General features: G+C 67.1%; 5 protein-coding genes. 2 read left to right on the forward strand and 3 right to left on the reverse strand.

What is annotated here, in order from left to right; genetic code table 11:
* Positions 1-34: 34 nt before the first annotated feature.
* A complete protein-coding gene (locus O3300_RS07595) occupies positions 35-11677 on the reverse strand; it encodes a hypothetical protein (protein WP_305052616.1) in 11643 nt (3880 codons plus the stop codon).
* Between the two features lie 588 nt (positions 11678-12265).
* Here O3300_RS07595 and O3300_RS07600 point away from each other — a divergent pair.
* On the forward strand, positions 12266-13000 hold the full coding sequence (locus O3300_RS07600; RefSeq protein WP_305052617.1) for a YceI family protein: 735 nt from the start codon (positions 12266-12268) through the stop codon (positions 12998-13000).
* On the opposite strand, the gene O3300_RS07605 is transcribed toward O3300_RS07600, so the two are convergent.
* Positions 12963-13592, reverse strand: coding sequence for a LysE family translocator (locus tag O3300_RS07605; protein WP_305052618.1), 630 nt, complete (start codon positions 13590-13592; stop codon positions 12963-12965). The two genes, O3300_RS07600 and O3300_RS07605, sit on opposite strands and share 38 nt — an antisense overlap.
* 156 nt (positions 13593-13748) lie before the next feature.
* On the opposite strand from O3300_RS07605, the gene O3300_RS07610 reads away from it, so the two are divergent.
* Positions 13749-16643 carry a hybrid sensor histidine kinase/response regulator gene (locus O3300_RS07610; protein WP_305052619.1) on the forward strand — a complete coding sequence of 965 codons (2895 nt, stop codon included), beginning with the start codon at positions 13749-13751 and terminating at the stop codon, positions 16641-16643.
* On the opposite strand, the gene O3300_RS07615 is transcribed toward O3300_RS07610, so the two are convergent.
* Positions 16628-17539, reverse strand: a complete 912-nt coding sequence (locus O3300_RS07615) for an alpha/beta hydrolase (RefSeq protein ID WP_305052620.1) — start codon at positions 17537-17539, stop codon at positions 16628-16630. The two genes, O3300_RS07610 and O3300_RS07615, sit on opposite strands and share 16 nt — an antisense overlap.
* Positions 17540-17551 lie beyond the last annotated feature (12 nt).

The raw sequence follows: 17551 nt of genomic DNA on the forward strand, positions 1-17551 counted from the left end.
AGCATTGGCAAGCGGCAAGTAAGGTGGAAGAGGCTTATTGCGCATGGCTACCTCCTGCGGCTGGCGCGGCGGCGGGTACGCGCGGTGCGACGACAGGCTGGTTGGCGCTGTCCGTTGCCTGGGCCGGCGCGGCGGCCGGCTGGCTGCTGAAACTCAAGCCCCCTCCCTTACCGCCCTCCCTTTCCACGCTGCGCACCTCGCCCTGCGCGCGGCGCGCCTTGACTTGCTCGAGCACGGGATTCGAGCACGAACCCTCGATGAAGTCGGCGCGCAGCAGCTCGCCGTTCTTGGTATCGAGGAACAGGCTGTGCGGATCGCCCAGGTTGCGGTTCGACGCTTCCATCATGCGGCTGGCGCGCGGCAGGGTCGAACCATCGACCTTGATCACGTGGCTGTTCGGCGTGATGCCGCAATAGCTGTACTTGCCTTCCACGTCCGTGGTGAAGTTCGTGCCATCCTCCATGTACAGCCGCACGCCCGGGATGCCCAGTTCCTCGCCGTCCTGCACGTGGTTGTTGTTGCAGTCCACAAACACCTTGCCGGCGATGCAGGCATCCGTCGTGAATACGCCGCCCGTCACTTTCACTTTCGCGCGCGCCTCGTTCGAGGGCGGGCCGTTGGTGGTCGTTGCCTGGGCCCGGTTGATGCCGTCGCCCTGCAGCGAACCGACGCCCACGCGCAGGCGATAGCGGAAGCTGGCGCTGGCGTTCGGGGCCAGCGATTCCAGCTTGAAGCTCAGCTGGGGACCGGGCTTGCCGGAAGGATCGGGCTGCAGCACATTGTTGCGCGTGGTGGTGCCGTCGATGTAGCGGAAGCCGGCCGGCAGTTTATCGAGCACGCTGACGCCGAACGCCGTCGCCAGGCCCGTGTTCTTCACCTCGATCGTGTATTGCAGGCTGTCGCCGATCTCGGCCTGGGTCTTGTTGACGCTCTTGCTTATCAACAACATCGGCTTGTCCTTCGTGTTGAACACGACGGGCGTAAAGCTGGGCGGCGTGGCGCCTGGCGTAGCCGGCAGCAGCAAGGTGTCGGCCGAACTGGCCAGGGCCAGCACGCTGGCCGGCGCCACCGGCGTGCTGATCCCGCCCGCGCCGCTGTAGCTGTGGCCGATGTTGCGCCCGCTCCCATCCGTGCCCGGCATGGTGCTCGCATATACCTGGTTCAATTGCGGCACGGTGGGAATCGCCGCCACGCTGCCGAAGTCGACCAGTACCGTGAAGACGATGTTGCAGCTTTCCTGCGGCTGCAAGTCGCCCTGGCCGCTCAGCAAGCCAAACACGGTGGCGCCGTTGAAGTCGGCATTCGCCGCGCAAGCCGTGGCGCCGGCGGGCCGCGCCGTGACGGCCAGGCTGCCCGGCTTGAAGGTGACGCTGGTGGCCGTGGGGAAGACGGCCTTCAGGTTTTCCGCCACCTGCACCATGGTCGAGGTCGGGTAACCGGCAGGATAGCGGTTGGCCGCCTGCACCGTGTAGCTGATCTCGAACTTGCTGGCATCCACCTGCTGCTGCGCCGACACGGCCTTGATGACATCGACCACTTGCCGCAGCAACACTACGGGCGTGGGCGTGTCTTCGCCCGTGAAGGCGACGCCGCCCACGGTATCCGACGCATTGCCGTTGCGGTTGGGATCGACCTTGTCCGCCAGCGCGGCCACCTCCGCCGCCGTCGCCGCGGCGCCCGCATGGCTGCCGCCATTGTTGGACGCATCGAACACGAGGCTGCCCACGGGCGGCGTATACGTGGGGTTGGCGGCGATCACGCCTGCCGCCGGGGCGGGCGGCACGCTGATGGCGCCGCCTCCGTTGGCGACATTGCCGCCCAGTGCGCTGGCAAACACGCTGTTGTTGTACTGCGGCAAGGTCGTATCCTGCACCGTGATTTCCACGGTGAAAGTAATGACGCTCAACTCGCCCTCGCCCAAGGCCGCATCACCATTGAGCAAACGCAAGTCGCTGCCGCCGCAACCGCCCGTAAAGCCCGGATTGACGGCCAGCTGCCGGCTGCCGCCAATGGCGGGCGCGGCAGGCGGCGCGACGATGCGGCACGCGACCGGTTCAGGGAAGGCGGCGCGCAGGCTGTCGAGCGCCTGCACGTTTTGCGCCGCGCCCTTGCCCACGTTGCGGACCACCACCGTGTATGGCACGTTGAAGACCTTGGCCGACAGCTGGGTCACCTTGCCCACGCCCAGCGCCGCGCCGATGGCGGGATTCGCCACTTCCGTGACAGCCGTGCAATCGGATGCCTGTGCGCAACGCGGCAAGTCGGGACCGGCGGGCACGATGGTATTGCTCAGGGTGCCGCTGGCCGCCACTTTCGCGCTCACCGTGACGGCGGCCACGGCGTTCGGCGCCAGGCCGGCCGGCACCGTGCAGACGAGTTTATTCGCCGCCAGCGGCGCGCACGTGGTCGGTGCGGCGGGCGTGACGACGATCTCGGCCAGGCTGGCAGCCAGGTCGTCCGTCAAGATGATGGCCGCCGTGGTGGCGCCGCTGCCGCTGTTGGTGGCCGTGATGGTCCAGCTGACGGTGTCGCCGATGCTGGCATTGGCCTTGTCCGCCACTTTTTTCACCATCACGCTGGGGCTGGTGACGTTGGTGGTGGTCTGGCAATCGGCCGGAGACAAGCACAGCGGCGCATCGGGCCCGGACGGCACGACGCGGTTGAGCGCCGCGCCCGCCTGGGTGACGGTCGCCGACACTTCCACGCTGGCTTCGCCGCCATTGCCGATCAGGCCGGCAGGCACGCTGCACGTGAGCACATTGCCGGCCACGGGCGCGCAAGTGGCGCGCACGGGCGTGAGCACCACGTTCGCCAGGCCGGCCGGCAAGGTGTCGACCAGGGTCATGACGGCGCGCGTGGGGCCGGTTCCCGTGTTGCTGGCCGTGATGGTCCATACGACGGTGTCGCCCACATTGGCGCTGGCGCGGTTGACGCTTTTCCGCACCGCTACCTTGGGTCCCGTCAGCACGACGCTCGATTCGCAGCTGTTCGCCTGCGCGCAAGCCGGGTTGTCGGGTCCGCTCGGCATGACGCGGTTCGACAGCACGCCTTCCAGCGTGCCCGTGGCCGTCACGCGCACGCTGCGCGTGCCATTGCCGATAGCCAATTGGCCAGCAGCAATGTTGCAGCTTTGCACGCTGTTCGCCACCCAGTTCGCCAGTGGCGGGCACGTCACGCCCGCATCCGCGTTGACCGCCAGCACCGTCAGGTTCGGCGGCAGGATGTCCGCCAGGGTCACCACGCCCAGGTTGGCCACGCCGCCGCTGTTGATGGCCGTAATGGTCCAGATGATGCTGTCGCCCACGTTGGCATTGCCGACGTTGGCCGTCTTGCTGACGCGAATCACGGGACCAGGCATGGTCACCGTGGCCGTGTTCGGCAAGTCGTACTGCACTTCCGTCGAGCTGGTGGCGATGATGCTGACGATGGTCGACACATTGCTGGCCGGCTGGATATACGACAGGCCAAAGCTGTGCACTTCATTGGCCGCCAGGCTGGCGGGCAAGCCCGTCACCGTCAGCATGCCGCTGACGGCGTCATAGCTGCCGGCCGCGCCGCTCAGGGTCACGCCCATCAGGCCTTGCGCCAGTTTCAGGCTGTACGTCACGTTCTCGGCCATGCCGGGACCCACGTTGCTGTAGCTGACGATGCCGTTGATCTGGTCGCCGGCGCTGGTGGTGCCGGGGAAACCGTTCAGGGTGGTGGTCACGTCGACCAGCAGCTTGATGGCCGTGGTGGTGGTGGTGCAGTCCGCCGCCTGCGCGCAGACAGGATTGTCCGGGCCGCCAGGCAACACCGTGTTCTGCAGCACGCCGGCCGCGCTGGCCGTGGCGCGCAGCACCACTTGCGCCTGTCCGCCCGGCGCCAGGCCGGCCGTCACGCTGCACGTGACGATATTGCCCGCCACGGGCGCGCAGGTGGCCAGCTGCGTGGACAGCACTTGCACGCCGCTGACGCCCGCTGGCAGGTTGTCGGTCAGCACGATGGCGGACTTGGTCGCGCCCGTGCCGCCATTGCTGGCGGTAATGGTCCAGGTCAGCAAGTCGCCCACGCTGACATTGCCCTTGTCGACGCTCTTGCGCACCGTCACTTGCGGCGCGACGAGGGTCGTCGTGGCCTGGCAGGCGCTGGCCGTATCGCAGGCAGGATTGTCGCCGCCGCTGGGCACGACGCGGTTCGACAGGCTGCCGCCCGCAGTGCCGCGTCCCGTGATGACGACCTTGCGGCTGCCATTGCCGGCGGCCAATTGACCTGCCGCAATCGTGCATGACTGCACGCTGCCTGCCGTCCAGCTGGCGGCCGGCGGACAGCTCACGCCCCCATCGGGCGTCACGCCGAGCACGACGATATTGGCGGGCAACACGTCGGCGATGACGACGGCGTTTTGATTCGGCAAGTTGCCCGAGTTCGTGGCCGTGATGCTCCAGGTCAGGATATCACCGACGGCCGCGTTCACCTTGTCGACCGTCTTGCTGGCGCGAATCACGGGACCGGGCAAGTTCGTCGTCGCCGTATTCGGCAAGTCGTTGACGATTTCCGTGGAACTGGTCCCCACCACGCTGGTGATGCGCGAGCTGTTGCTGGCCGGCTGGGTGTAGAACAGGTTGAAACTGGCACTCTGCCCCGCGATCAGGGTGGCCGGCAAGCCGCTCAGCACGTACAAGCCCGTGGCGCTGTTGTAGACGCCGCTGATGCCGGGCGCGCCGCTGACGGGACTAACGGAAACGCCGCCCAGGCCCGCTTCCAGTTGCAGGCTGTAAGTCACCGTTTCCGCCACGCCCGGCCCGACGTTGGCAAACGTCACCACGCCGCGGATGGCATCGCCCGCATTGCTGCTGGCGGGAAAGCCGTTCAGGGTGGTGGTCACGTCGACCAGCAGTTTCGACACCACCGTGGTGGTCTGGCAATCGCCGGGCACGGCGCAGACGGGATTGTCCGGCCCGCCCGGCAGCAGCGCATTGACGAGGCTGCCCGACAGGGTCGCCGTGGCGCTCAGCTTGACGGTGGCGGCGCTGCCGGCGGCCAGGCCGGCCGGCACGCTGCAGTTGACGACATTGCCCGCCGGCGCGGCGCAGGTGACGGGCGCCACCGGCGTCACCAGCACGTTCGCCAAGCCAGCAGGCAGGGTATCGGCCAGGGTGGCGATAGCCGTGCTCGGTCCCGTGCCGGTATTGCGCAAAGTCAAGGTCCACGTCAGGGTATCGCCCACGTTGGCCGCCGTCTTGTCGACCGTCTTGCTGGCGTGCAGCAGCGGCGAACTGACGGTGCTGGTGGTGCTGCAATCGCCCGCCTGCAGGCAGACGGGGTTGTCCGTCCCGCTGGCGCTGACGCCATTCACCAGGCTGCCAGCGGCGGCGGCACGCGCCGTCACTTGCAGCGTGGCATTGCCGCCGGCGGCCAGGCCGGCCGGCACGCTGCACGTGAGCACATTGCCGGCCAGCGGCGCGCAGGTGACGGGCGCGGCGGGCGTGACGACGATATTCGCCAGGCCGGCAGGCAGGGTGTCGGTGAGGGTGACGACGGCCGTGCTGGCCCCCGTGCCGCTATTGGCCAGGGTGACCGTCCACGTCAGGCTGTCGCCGATATTCAGGGCCAGCTTGTCGACGCTCTTGCTCAGCGCCAGGCTGGGGCTGGTGATGGTGGTCTGCGTCTGGCAGCTGTTGGCCTGGAAACAGGCTGGATTGTCCGGACCGCTCGGCATGACCTGGTTGGCCAGGTTGCCGCCCGCGCTGGCCTTGCCGGTCAGCACGATCTGGCGCTGGCCGTTGCCGGCCGCCAGCTGGCCGATGGCCACGCTGCAGCTCTGGCTGCTGTTGGCTACCCAGCTGGCCAGCGGCGGACAGGTGACGCCGCTGTCGGGCGCCACATTCGTCACGACGATATTGGCTGGCAGCAAGTCCGTCAGGATCACGGCGCCCTGGTTGGCCAGGCTGCCCGTGTTGCTGGCCGTAATCGTCCATATAATTTCTTCGCCGACATTCGCCACGGCCTTGTTGGCCGTCTTGCTGACGCGAATGATGGAACCGGGCATGGTGACGGTGGCCACGTTGGGCTGGTCGTTCGGCACTTCCACCGATGTCGTGGCGATGCGGCTGACCACGGTCGACAGGTTGCTGGCAGGCTGGATGTAGCTGAGCTGGAAGCTGAAGCCCTGCCCCGCCGCCAGGGTGGCGGGCACGCCGCTGAAGGTCACCAGGCCGGAGCCGCCGTTGTAGCTGCCCGTCACGCCGCCGATGCTGACGCCGGCCAGGCCGGGCGCCAGTTGCAGGCTGTACGTCACGCCTTCGGCCGGGCCGGGGCCGATATTGCTGAAATTGACGGTGCCCGCGATCGTGTCGCCCGCATGCGTGCTGCCAGGAAAGCCGTTCAGGGTGGTGGTCACGTCGACCAGCAGTTTCACGGCCGTGCTGGTGGTGCTGCAATCGCCGGGCTGCGGGCAGACGGGATTATCAAGACCGCTCGGCACCACCGTATTGACATAGGCGCCGGCCGCATTGGCCACGCCCTTGACGACGATATTGAGCGTGGCGCCCGCCGCCATGCCGGCGGGAATGGAACACACGAGCTGGTTGCCGCTCGGCACCGCGCACGTGGCGGGCGACGCGGGCAACACTTGCCACAGGGTCAGGTTGGCCGGCAAGGTGTCCGTCAGGGTGACGATGCCCATGGTCGCGCCCGTGCCCGTATTGGCCACGGCGATCGTCCACGTCAGCGCCTCGCCCACGTTGATATTGCTCTTGTCGACGGTTTTACGCACGGCCACTTGCGGGCTGAGGATGGTGGTGGTCGTCTGGCACGAAGCGGCCTGGGCGCAGGCAGGATTGTCTGGCCCGCTCGGCAGCACTTTATTGCCCAGGCTGCCTCCGGCCGTGCCCCTGGCCGTGATGGTGATGCTGCGGCTGCCATTCACGGCGGCCAGCTGGCCTGGCGCGACGGTACACGCTTGCGCGCTGTTGGCCAGCCAGCTGGCCAGCGGCGGACAGCTGACGCCCGCGCCCGGCGTGACGGACAGCACCGCCACGTTGGCGGGCAGGATGTCGGTCAGGGTCAGCACGCCCAGGTTGGCCAGGCTGCCCGTATTCGTGGCCGTGATGGTCCAGGTGATCGTCTCGCCCACGTTGGCCGTCGTCTTGTCGGCCAGTTTCGTCACGCGAATGATGGGGCCGGGCACGGTTGCCGTGGCCGTGTTCGGCAAGTGGTTCGCCACTTCCACCGAGGTGGTGGCGATGCTCGACGTCACCATCGACAGGTTGTCGGCCGGCTGCGTGTAGCTGACGTTGAAACTGGTGCTCTGGCCATTCGCCAGGCCCACGGGCAAGCCGCTGAGGGTGACGACGCCCGTGGCGGGATTGTAGCTGCCAACGGCGCCCGTCAGGGTGACATTGCTCAAACCGGGCGTCAGTTGCAGGGTGTACGTGACGCCTTCGGCCGGGCCCGGTCCCACGTTGGCGTAGGTGACGGTGCCGGAAATCATGTCGCCCGCCAGGGTATTCGGTGGGAAATTGTTCAGGGTGGTGGTGACGTCGACCAGCAGCTTGACCACCGTGGTGGTGGTGCCGCAATCGCCGGGCAGCACGCAGGCGGGAGTGTCGGGACCCGATGGCAGCACGCTGTTGACGGCGGCGCCAGCCACGGTGACCGTGGCGCTGACGACGATTTTCGCCGAGGCGCCGGGAGCCAGGCCGGCCGGCACGCTGCATGCGAGGTTCTGGCCCGCCACGGGCGCGCAGGTAGCGGGCGCCTGCGGGCTGACGACGACGTTCGCCAGGCCGGCCGGCAAGGTGTCGGCCAAGGTGACGGCGCCCGTGCTGGCGCCCGTGCCGCTATTGCTCACCGTCAAGGTCCACGTGAGCGTGTCGCCCACGTTGATGCTGGCCTTGTCGACGGTTTTCTTCACGGCCACGTTCGGCCTGGTAACGGTGGTGGTGGTCTGGCAATCACCCGGCGTGGCGCAGGCTGGATTGTCGACGCCGCCCGGCACGAGGCTGTTGGCCACCGTGCCGGCCGCATTCGCCACGGCCTTGATGGTCACCGTTGCCTGCATGCCGCTGGCCAGGCCTGGCGGCACCGTGCACGTCAGCGTGGTGCCGGCGGGCACGCCGCAACTGGCGGGCGCCACGGGCAGTATCTGCAGCGCGCCCACGTTGGCGGGCAAGGTGTCGGTCAGGGTGATCGGGCCATTCGTGGGGCCGCTGCCGCTGTTGATGGCTTTCAGGGTCCAGGTGATGGTGTCGCCGAGGTTGACGGTGGTCCTGTCGACGCCTTTCGTCACGGCCACGCTGGGGCTGGTCACCGTGCTGGTGGTGGCGCAGGCGGCAGGCGTGGCGCAGGCCGGGTTGTCGGCGCCGGACGGCACGACGCTGTTGTTGTAGGTGCCCGCTGCAGCAGGCTGGGCCGTGACGGTGAAACCGGCCACGCCGCCATTCGCGGCCAGGCCGGCCGGCACCGTGCACGTGAGGGTATTGCCCACCGGCGCGGCGCAGGTGGCGCTGCCGACCAGCGCCACGTTCACGCCCGTCAGGTTGGCCGGCAAGGTATCGGTCAGCGTGATGGCCGCGGTACTCGCGCCATCGCCGCTATTGGTCGCCGTGACGCTCCAGGTCAGGCTGGCGCCGATATTGATGCTGGCGTGGTCGACGGTTTTCGTCACCGCCACCTTGGGGCTGGTGATCGCAGTGACCGTACGGCAATTCTCCGCCGTGGCGCAGGATGGATTATCGGGGCCGGCCGGCATGATGCGGTTGGCCAGGCTGCCGCCCGCCGTCGCATGCGCCGTGATGGTGACGCTGCGGCTGCCGTTCAGGGCCGGCAGCTGGCCGGCGGCGATGGTGCACGTCTGGGTGCTCGACGCCACCCAGGCCGCCAGCGGCGGGCAGGTCACCCCGGGTGCCGCCACCACGTTCGTCACCACCAGGTTGGGCGGCAGCAGATCGGCCAGGCTCACGACGCCCTGGTTGGCGATATTGCCCGTATTGCTGGCCGTAATCGTCCACGTGATGTTTTCGCCCACGTTGGCCGTCAGCTTGTCGGCCACCTTGGTGACGCGCACGTTCGGCCCCGGCACCATCACGGTGGCCGTATTCGGCAAATCGTTGGCCACTTCGACCGAAGAGGTGCCGATCACGCTGGTGACAAACGAACTGTTCGTGGGTGGCTGCGTATAGCTGAGATTGAAGGTGACGCCCTGCCCGGCCGCCAGGTTCGGCGGCAGGCCCGACAGGACGATGAAACCCGTGCCCGCGTTGTACACGCCCGTCACGCCGCCGACGGACACGCCCGTCAAGCCAGGCAGCAATTGCAGCGTGTATGTGACGTTTTCCGCCGCGCCCGGTCCCATGTTGCGGTAGGTGACCGTGCCGCTGATGGCATCGCCCGCATTCGTCGAGCCGGGAAAGCCGTTCAGGGTGGTGGTGACGTCCACCAGCGCCTTGCTGACCACGGTGGTGGTCTGGCAGGCGCCCGCCGTGGCGCAGCTGGCGCCATTGCCGCCGGACGGCGCCACGCTGTTGATGAAATTGCCGGCCGCCGTCGGCACGCCAGTGAGGCTGACCACGGCGCTGGCGCCCGGCGCCAGGCCGGCCGGCACGCTGCAGCTGAGCGTATTGCCGGCCAGCGGCGCGCAGGTGGCGGGCGCCGTGGGCGTGACGACGATGCCGGCCAGGTTGGCTGGCAAGGTATCGCTCAGGGTCAGGATGGCCGTGGTGGCGCCCGTGCCGGTATTGTTCGCCGTCAAGGTCCACTGCACCGTGTCGCCGATGAAGGCGCTGGTCTTGTCGACGCTTTTTTGCACGCGCACGAGCGGGCTGACGATGCCCAGGCTGTCGCTGTCGACGTTGTTCGCGGGGATGGGGTCCAGCGTGCTCGCGCCGGCCGTGGTGGTGATCGTCAGGCTGCCGCTGGCGGGCAGGTTGAAGGTGGAACTGCAATTGATGCGCGAGCCGGGAATGAACGGCGACACGGGCGCGCTGCAGCTGGCCGTGGCGCCGGCGGGCAAGCCGCTCATCACACAGGTGGGCGCGGCCGCGCTGTCGGGGCCGTTGTTCGTGCACACGCCCGTCACCGTCACGGGCGAACCGGCATTGTAGGGACCGGCCGGCACCGTCGTGACGGCTTGCATGTCCGCCTGCAGGCGGCGGTTGCTGATGGTACACGTGACGGGCGCCTCGGGCATGGTGAAATTGCCCGCGTTGGCCGCGCCGCTGGAAATGACGGCCGCCGTATCCGTGCGCACGCAACTGTAGCTGCTCTGGTACTGGGCCAGCACGGTGGCCGTGCCCCCGGTTTCCGCAAACGTGACGAGGTTGCCCACGCGCACCACGGCGCTGGCCGTGGCGCCGTTGCCGCCCTGCACGCCTGCCGTGCCATTGGCATTCATGATGAACAGGCCGCTGTCGCCGACCGGCGCCAGCACCTTGAGCACCGTCAAGGTATTCGTCCTGACCGTGGCCGTGGTGCTGCTGCTGTTGTTGCTCAGATCGCTATCCGTTTCGTTGGGCGAAACGGTCACATTGGCCGTATTCACGATGCTGGCGGCGTCGCCCGGCGTGGCCGTGATCGTCACCGTCAGGTAGGCACCCGCGGCAGGGTCGCTGACGGCGCCATTCACGGGCAGGTTGCCCATGGTAATGCTCACGTTGTTGCTGCCCGCACCCGAGGTTTTCGTGCCGCAGGAAGCGCTGCCGCTGGCGGCGCAGGTCCAGCTGACGTTGCTCAGGCTGGCCGGCAGCACGTCGCTGAAGGTGGCGCCCGTGCTGAGGGCCGGGCCGCGGTTCCACACCTTCATGGTGTAGCTCAGGGGCTTGCCGACGGAAAACTGCGCCGGGCCCACCTTGCTGACGGCCAGGTCCGTCTTGCTATTGGTACAGTCGGCATAGGAACTGGCCAGGCCGGGATCGCGCAATTGCGCAGCAGGAATAATTTCCGTCACATTGTCAGGACGCGTCCAGCGCATGTGCAAATAATTGATACCGCCCACGTTATTCCACAGGACGCGGGCCAGATAACAGCCGCCGGGCGTGGCGCTATTGAAATTGCCGGCCAAATTCTGGAAATCCGTTTCATTATTCGAATATTCGGCCACGCTGCCCACGGCCACGTTGTACACGGTATTGCGGTAATTGGTCGAATATTGGGTCGAGAAATCCACCTTCACATCGTCATCGTGCGCGACGCTGAATTTGTAATTGCCCGCCTGGGGAAATACCACCAGCGTGTACATCACGCGGCCCATGATCCAGGCCCGGCAGGCGGCCGACGTTTGCTGCGTATCGAAGTTGCATAGCTGCCCGGGATTGGCGGTCGTGCCATTGGCCCAGTCCAGCTGCGCCGACGTCCCCGTGCGCGCCGCGTTGGCGGCGGGATTGGCGGCCAGCGCCGCCAGACTGGCGAGCCGGCCCGTGCTGCCCGCGTTGAAGCCGTTGTTGTAATTGGGCGCGGGCGGATTGGCCGGCACCCGCTCGATGCCGCGGTAATCCTCCCATAACACCTGTGCGGCGGCGGGCGCGGCGGCGCCCAGCAGCAGGGAAGCGAGCGCCAGCGGCGCAACATGACACTTGGAAAAATGAGGCAGGCGGGCGCGGCCGACAAGCGCGGCCAGCATCCCCAGATAGCGCCCGGCGGACGAAAAAGCTGCGTGGCGGCCGGAACGGCCTGCCGTTTCCTGGTGTGTTTTGATCATGTTGTTCGCTAAGAAATGTACCGCTGCAAGATGCAGACAAATATAAAAATGACATTTATTTGTCATGATTATATGAACAAGTAACACTTCAAGCGTACGACAACAGTGGTTTTTTTGTTTCCAACAATGAAATTAAATTATCTCGTTGATATTTCACAACACATTCATCGAATTCATCGTGTAGACACGCCGACATTCTATTTTTACCGCATACTGATTAGCTCGACATTATATTTAAATTATCATTTACATAATCATGCGAAACTATCAAACGCGTAGTTTGTTTTTCAAAAGAAACTATTAATGCTAATTAACAGCATTAATTCGAATATGCCTTTTCCCGGCATGCGCGGCAATTCCGCCATTCGATTTTGCACTGCCGCACATTCATTTTCTGGCGCCTGCTGTTAATACCAATTCCATTGCATTTACGTCCATTTCCCTGCAAGAGCTGGCATGCGACTGAAGGAATTGGTCTTGCAAAACGGGGGCGCATGCGTCGCGGCTATCGCACCGGTGCCCGGATCGCTTACTATCGCCCCATCGCGCCCTGCGCCACCGCCATCCCTTTGCCAGGAGTCCTCATTGATGCCCCACGCCTATCGCCGCCTGCTGCTGGCCTGCGCCTGCGCCTTGCTTGCGGCCTGCAGCCCGTTCACCCCGCCGCCCGCCGCCTCGCTCCCGGCCGCGCCGGCAGCGGTGCCGGCCATGCAGGCGCCGCCCTGGCAACAGCCGGGCGTGCGCATCCTGCACATCGCCCCGCAGGAATCCCTGCTGACCATCACCGTGCGCCGCGGCGGCGCGCTGGCGCGGCTCGGGCATGACCACGTGGTGGCCAGCCGCAGCCTGCAGGGCGTGGTGGCGCCCGCGCCGGGACGCGCGCACTTCCGCTTCCGGCTCGACGAGATGAGTGTGGATGAAGCCGGCCTGCGCCAGGCGGCCGGCTTGACGACGACGCCGTCGGCCGACGCCATCGCGGGCACGCGCCACAACATGCTGGTGCGCGTGCTCGAGGCGGAACGCTATCCGTGGGTGAACATCGAGGCGCGCCGCACGGGCGACAAGGAAGTGCTCGAGGCCGACATCACCCTGCATGGCGTGACGCGCACGCTGCAGCTGCCGGTGCGGATTGAGGAAACGGCCGATAGCCGCCAGCTGCAGGCCAGCGGCAGCCTGCTCTTGAAACAGAGCGACTTCGGCATCGTGCCCTTCGCCGTCCTGGGCGGCGCCATGGCCGTGCAGGATCAGATGGAACTGGCGTTTCGCATTACCGCCAGGCAAGAACTCAGCGCGCCAAGATCAGGCGCAAGCCCAGGCCGATGAAGATGGTGCCGGCCACGCGGTCGAGCCACAGGCCGGCGCGCGGGCGGCGGTTCAGCCAGTGTCCCACGGCGCCGGAAAAATAGCCGAGCAGGCCGAACAGCACACAAGCCTGTGCCGTGAAGACGAGGCCCAGCTGCGCCGTTTGCCAGCTGGCATTGCCCTGGCCCGCGACGATGAACTGCGGCAGGAACGAGAGGAAAAACAGCACGACTTTCGGATTGATACTGTTGGCAAACAAACCCTTGCCGAACAGGCGCAGCAGCGATTCGTCCGGCAAGGCCGCCGCGCCATCGACCTTGGCGCCGCCGCGGCTGCGCAAGGCGCCGATGCCCAGCCACACCAGGTATAGCCCGCCGGCCACTTTCAGCACGGCAAAGGCCGTGGGCGAGGCGGCCAGCAGGGCCGATACGCCGATGGTCGCCAGCACGGTGTGCGTGAGGCAGCCAAGGGCGCAGCCCAGGCCGAACGCCATGCCCTGGCGGCGCCCGCGCGACATGCCCACGCCCAGCACCATCAGGTTGTCGGGGCCGGGACTGGCGGTAATGAGGACGGCGGCGGCCAGGAAGGCCAGGAACTGGTCGGGACTGAGCATGAATATCTCGCGGGCAAAGGCGCCATGATACCGGAGCGGGCGTCATGCCGGCAGGACATGAAATTGCCCGTATGCCAGCAAGAGTCGATTAAAATGGGCACTCCACAGCAAACGGCGTTGCCGCCGCTTCCCGCGCGACCATCACCAAACCCATCGATGCCAGCCCACCCGCCCCTTTCCCGCCACCGCGCTTCCAGCTCCCGCGTCTGCGCCTGGCTATGCGGCTGGCCGCTCCTGTTCGGCCTGCTGATCGGCCTGCTGGGCCTGGCGGGTGGGGCGCAGGCGGCGCCCTTGCCCCTGAGCAAGCAAGGCATCCAGCACCTGGGCAACGGTGGGCAACTGTTTCTCGCCGGAAATGACGCCGCGCCCGCCGATGCGGCCGCCCTGCCCGCCTGGCTGGCGCACCAGCGCCCGGCCAGCCAGGTCGACCTGTTCGGCGGCGCCTACTGGCTGCACGCGCAGGTGCGCAACGACAGCGGCGAAACGGCCTGGGTCATCGACCCGAACGACACCCTGATCGACCTGGTCGACGTGTACGTGTATGGCCCCGGGCCGCAGACGGCGCCGCAGACCTTGCTGACGGGCTACCAGCGTCCGCACGAATATTTGTTGCACTACGGCAGGAACGTGCAACTGGCGCCGGGCGCCACGTATGACATCCTGATCCGCTTTTCCAGCCCCTACTACGCGCGCGCGCCGCTGTTCGGCGTGCAGACGCAGCAGGATTACCGCAAGCTGGTGGGCAAGGAAAACTTCCTGATGGTGGCGTCGATCGGCGCCCTGCTGGCGCTGGGCCTGTTCAATTTCTTCATCTTTTCCATCACCCTGGAAAAAGCCTCGGCCTATTACGCGCTGTACGTGCTGACCTATGGTCTGGCCTGGGCCATGACCTTCCACGTCTTTGCCGACCTGTTCGACTGGCGCCTGCTGCAGCTGCATTACGTGCCGTTTTTCCTGCTGCCCGTCTTCAGCACCCTGTTCTACACGCATTTCCTGCGCCTGCGCGACTACTCGCCCCTGCTGCACCGCATCAGCAAGGTCAACCTGGTGCTGCCCCTGCTGCTGCTGCCCAGCTGCTTCTTCGCCCTGTCGTATGCGCACACGCTGGCCACCATCGTCATCAGCATCTGGATGCTGCTGGCGCTCGTCTGCGGCATCGTCGTCTGGTGCCGCGGCTACCAGCCGGCGCGCTTCTTCGTGCTGGCCTTCGTCGCCCTGATGCTGCCCGGCTTCCTGATCCTGCCGGCCAACCTGGGCCTGATGCCGGCCATGGTGGCCAACGCCCAGCTGGTGACCCTGCTCGGCGGCACGCTCGACGGCTTGCTGCTGGCCTTTGCCCTGGCCGACCAGATCCGCCTGCTGCGCAACAACCTGGAACAGCGCGTGCAGGAGCGCACCCTGGCGCTCACCCTCAGCAACGACGCCCTGCTGAAAGCCAAGGAACACGCGGAAGTGGTCAGCCGCCACCGCATCGATTTTCTGTCCGCCATGAGCCACGACATCCGCACGCCGCTGGCCGGCGTGATCGGCATGCTGAAATTCGCCCTGCGCGACCAGTCCGTCAAAGGCCGCACGCAGGAATACCTGCGCATAGGCCTGCACAATGGCGTGTCGCTGTTGACCATTCTCAATGACATCCTCGATTTCTCGAAGATCGACGCGGGCAAGCTGACCCTGGAAACCGTGGACTTCGACTTGCTGGCGCTGATCGGCGACGCGGCCGGCATCGTGCAGGGCCAGGCCGACGCCAAGAGCCTGCTGCTGCGCCGCGAACTGGCGCTGGACTTGCCGCGCTACGTGCGCGCCGACCCCACGCGCCTGCGGCAAATCCTCATCAACCTGCTGGGCAATGCGCTGAAATTCACGGCGAATGGCGAAGTGCTGCTGGAAGTGCGGCGCGCCCGCACGCCGCCGCGCCGCGACGGCCGCAGCGAGATCGAATTCATCATCAGCGACACGGGCCCCGGCATCGACGCGGACACCTTGCCGCGCCTGTTCCAGAAATTCGAGCAGGCCGACCACTCCACCACGCGGCGCTACGGCGGCACGGGCCTTGGCCTGGCCATCTGCAAGGAGCTGGTCGAACTGATGAACGGCACGATCGGCGTGGAAAGCCGCATCGGCATCGGCTCGCGCTTCCATTTCACCTTGCCGCTGACGCCAGGCAGCGCGCCGGCGGCCGACGCGCGCCGGCCGGCACGCCACGCGCGCCACGCCTGCCGCCTGCGCATCCTGTGTGCCGAAGACGTGCGCACCAACCAGATCATCATCGGCACCCTGCTCGAAAGCATGGGGCATGAGGTCACCATCGTGGAAAACGGCGAGCAGGCGCTGCGCGCGCTGGGTGCGGGCGCCTACGATTGCGTGCTGATGGATGGCCGCATGCCGCTGATGGATGGCGAACAGGCGGCGCGCCTGATCCGCGACGGCGGCAACGCCGAATTCCCCATTCCCGACGCGCACATCCCCATCCTCGCGCTGACGGCCAACGCCAGCGAACATGACCGGCAACGCTATCTGGCCGCCGGCATGGACGACTTCCTCAGCAAGCCCGTCGACGAAGCGCTGCTGTTCGAGAAAATCGACGCCCTCATCGACCTGCTGCTGGCGCGCGGCCACGCGCTGCCGCCTGCCGCGCCCATCGGGGACGACAGCCTGGCGCGCCAGTTCGGCCTGGACGAGGCCAACACGGCGCAGGCGGAGACGCCGGCCGATCCCATGACGGCGCCCGTGCACATTTTGCCGCTGGCCGGCCTGTCGCCGCAGCATTTGCAGCGCATCGCGCAAGCGTTCCTGACGGAAGCGCCGCGGCGCCTGGACCTGGCTTGCCACGCCGTGCGCGATGGCAACGCCAGCGCCGCCGCCGCCGCCTTCCACGCCCTGAAGGGCAGCGCCGGCTACCTGAGCCGCCCCACCCTGCACGGCCTGTGCCACCAGATGGAAACCCTGGCCTCGAACGGCCAGCTCGATAACGTGGAACAGTTCCTGCCGCAGTTGCAGGAGGCGCTGAGCGTGGCGCGGCGCGACCTGGAAACTCAGCCCGCCGGCTGAGCCATCCAGCCGTGCGCTTGCAGCCACGCCAGCAACAGCTGCGGCCAGGCGGCCGGCTCGCTGCCCGGCTTGCCCAGGCCCCAGCCATGGCCGCCGTGCTGGAACAAATGCAGTTCGACGGGCACGCCCGCGCGGCGCAGGGCGGCCGCCATCAACCGGCTGTTCTCGGGCGGCGCAATCGGGTCATCGAGCGCCTGCGCAATGAGCATGGGCGGCGTGCGCGCATCGACGTGCAGTTCCACCGACAGCGCGTCGCGCGCCGCCTGCGCGGGGCGACGTCCCAGCAACTGCTTTTTCGCATGCGTCGTGTCGAACGGCGCCTGCATGGTCAGCACGGGATACAGCAGCACGGCAAAGTCGGGGCGCGCGGAGACGGCATCGACCGCATCGACGGGCGCGTAGCGGGCCGCGTCGGGCTGCACGGCCGTCATGCCGGCCAGGTGGGCGCCGGCGGAAAATCCCAGCATGCCGATGCGTGCCGGGTCGATGCCCCATTCGGCCGCGCGCGCACGGATCACGCGCATGGCACGCTGGCCATCCTGGAACGGCGCGCTGACGCCTCCCCCCTCCTGCGGCAGGCGGTACCCGAGTTCAAACGCCGTGACGCCCTGCGCCTGCAGCCAGCGGGCGGTGGGGCCGCTCTCCTTGCCCGCCTCGATATGCGCATAGCCGCCGCCGCTGACCAGGAGCATGGCGATACCGTTCGGCTGCGCCGGGCGGTGCGCGATCAGATACGGTTGTTCGACCTGCGTGATGGAACCCTTGGCGCTGTCGCGCTGCGGCCCAGGCGCCGCGCCACCGGGCGGCGCGCCGGGCCACAGCACGATCGCGCCGGGCGGCGCGGCGACCGCGTGCAGATTGATACAGATCAGAAACAACAGCATCAGGCGTTGCATGATTCGCTCGCG

The organism is Janthinobacterium sp. SUN206, assembly GCF_030587305.1.
GTDB classification, from domain to species: Bacteria; Pseudomonadota; Gammaproteobacteria; order Burkholderiales; family Burkholderiaceae_D; genus Janthinobacterium; species Janthinobacterium kumbetense.

What these genes read in the sequence shown, in the direction of transcription:
- O3300_RS07595 (WP_305052616.1), bottom strand. Translation starts at nt 11,677, where the DNA reads ATGATCAAAACACACCAGGAAACGGCAGGCCGTTCCGGCCGCCACGCA.
- O3300_RS07600 (WP_305052617.1), top strand. Translation starts at nt 12,266, where the DNA reads ATGCCCCACGCCTATCGCCGCCTGCTGCTGGCCTGCGCCTGCGCCTTG.
- O3300_RS07605 (WP_305052618.1), bottom strand. Translation starts at nt 13,592, where the DNA reads ATGCTCAGTCCCGACCAGTTCCTGGCCTTCCTGGCCGCCGCCGTCCTC.
- O3300_RS07610 (WP_305052619.1), top strand. Translation starts at nt 13,749, where the DNA reads ATGCCAGCCCACCCGCCCCTTTCCCGCCACCGCGCTTCCAGCTCCCGC.
- O3300_RS07615 (WP_305052620.1), bottom strand. Translation starts at nt 17,539, where the DNA reads ATGCAACGCCTGATGCTGTTGTTTCTGATCTGTATCAATCTGCACGCG.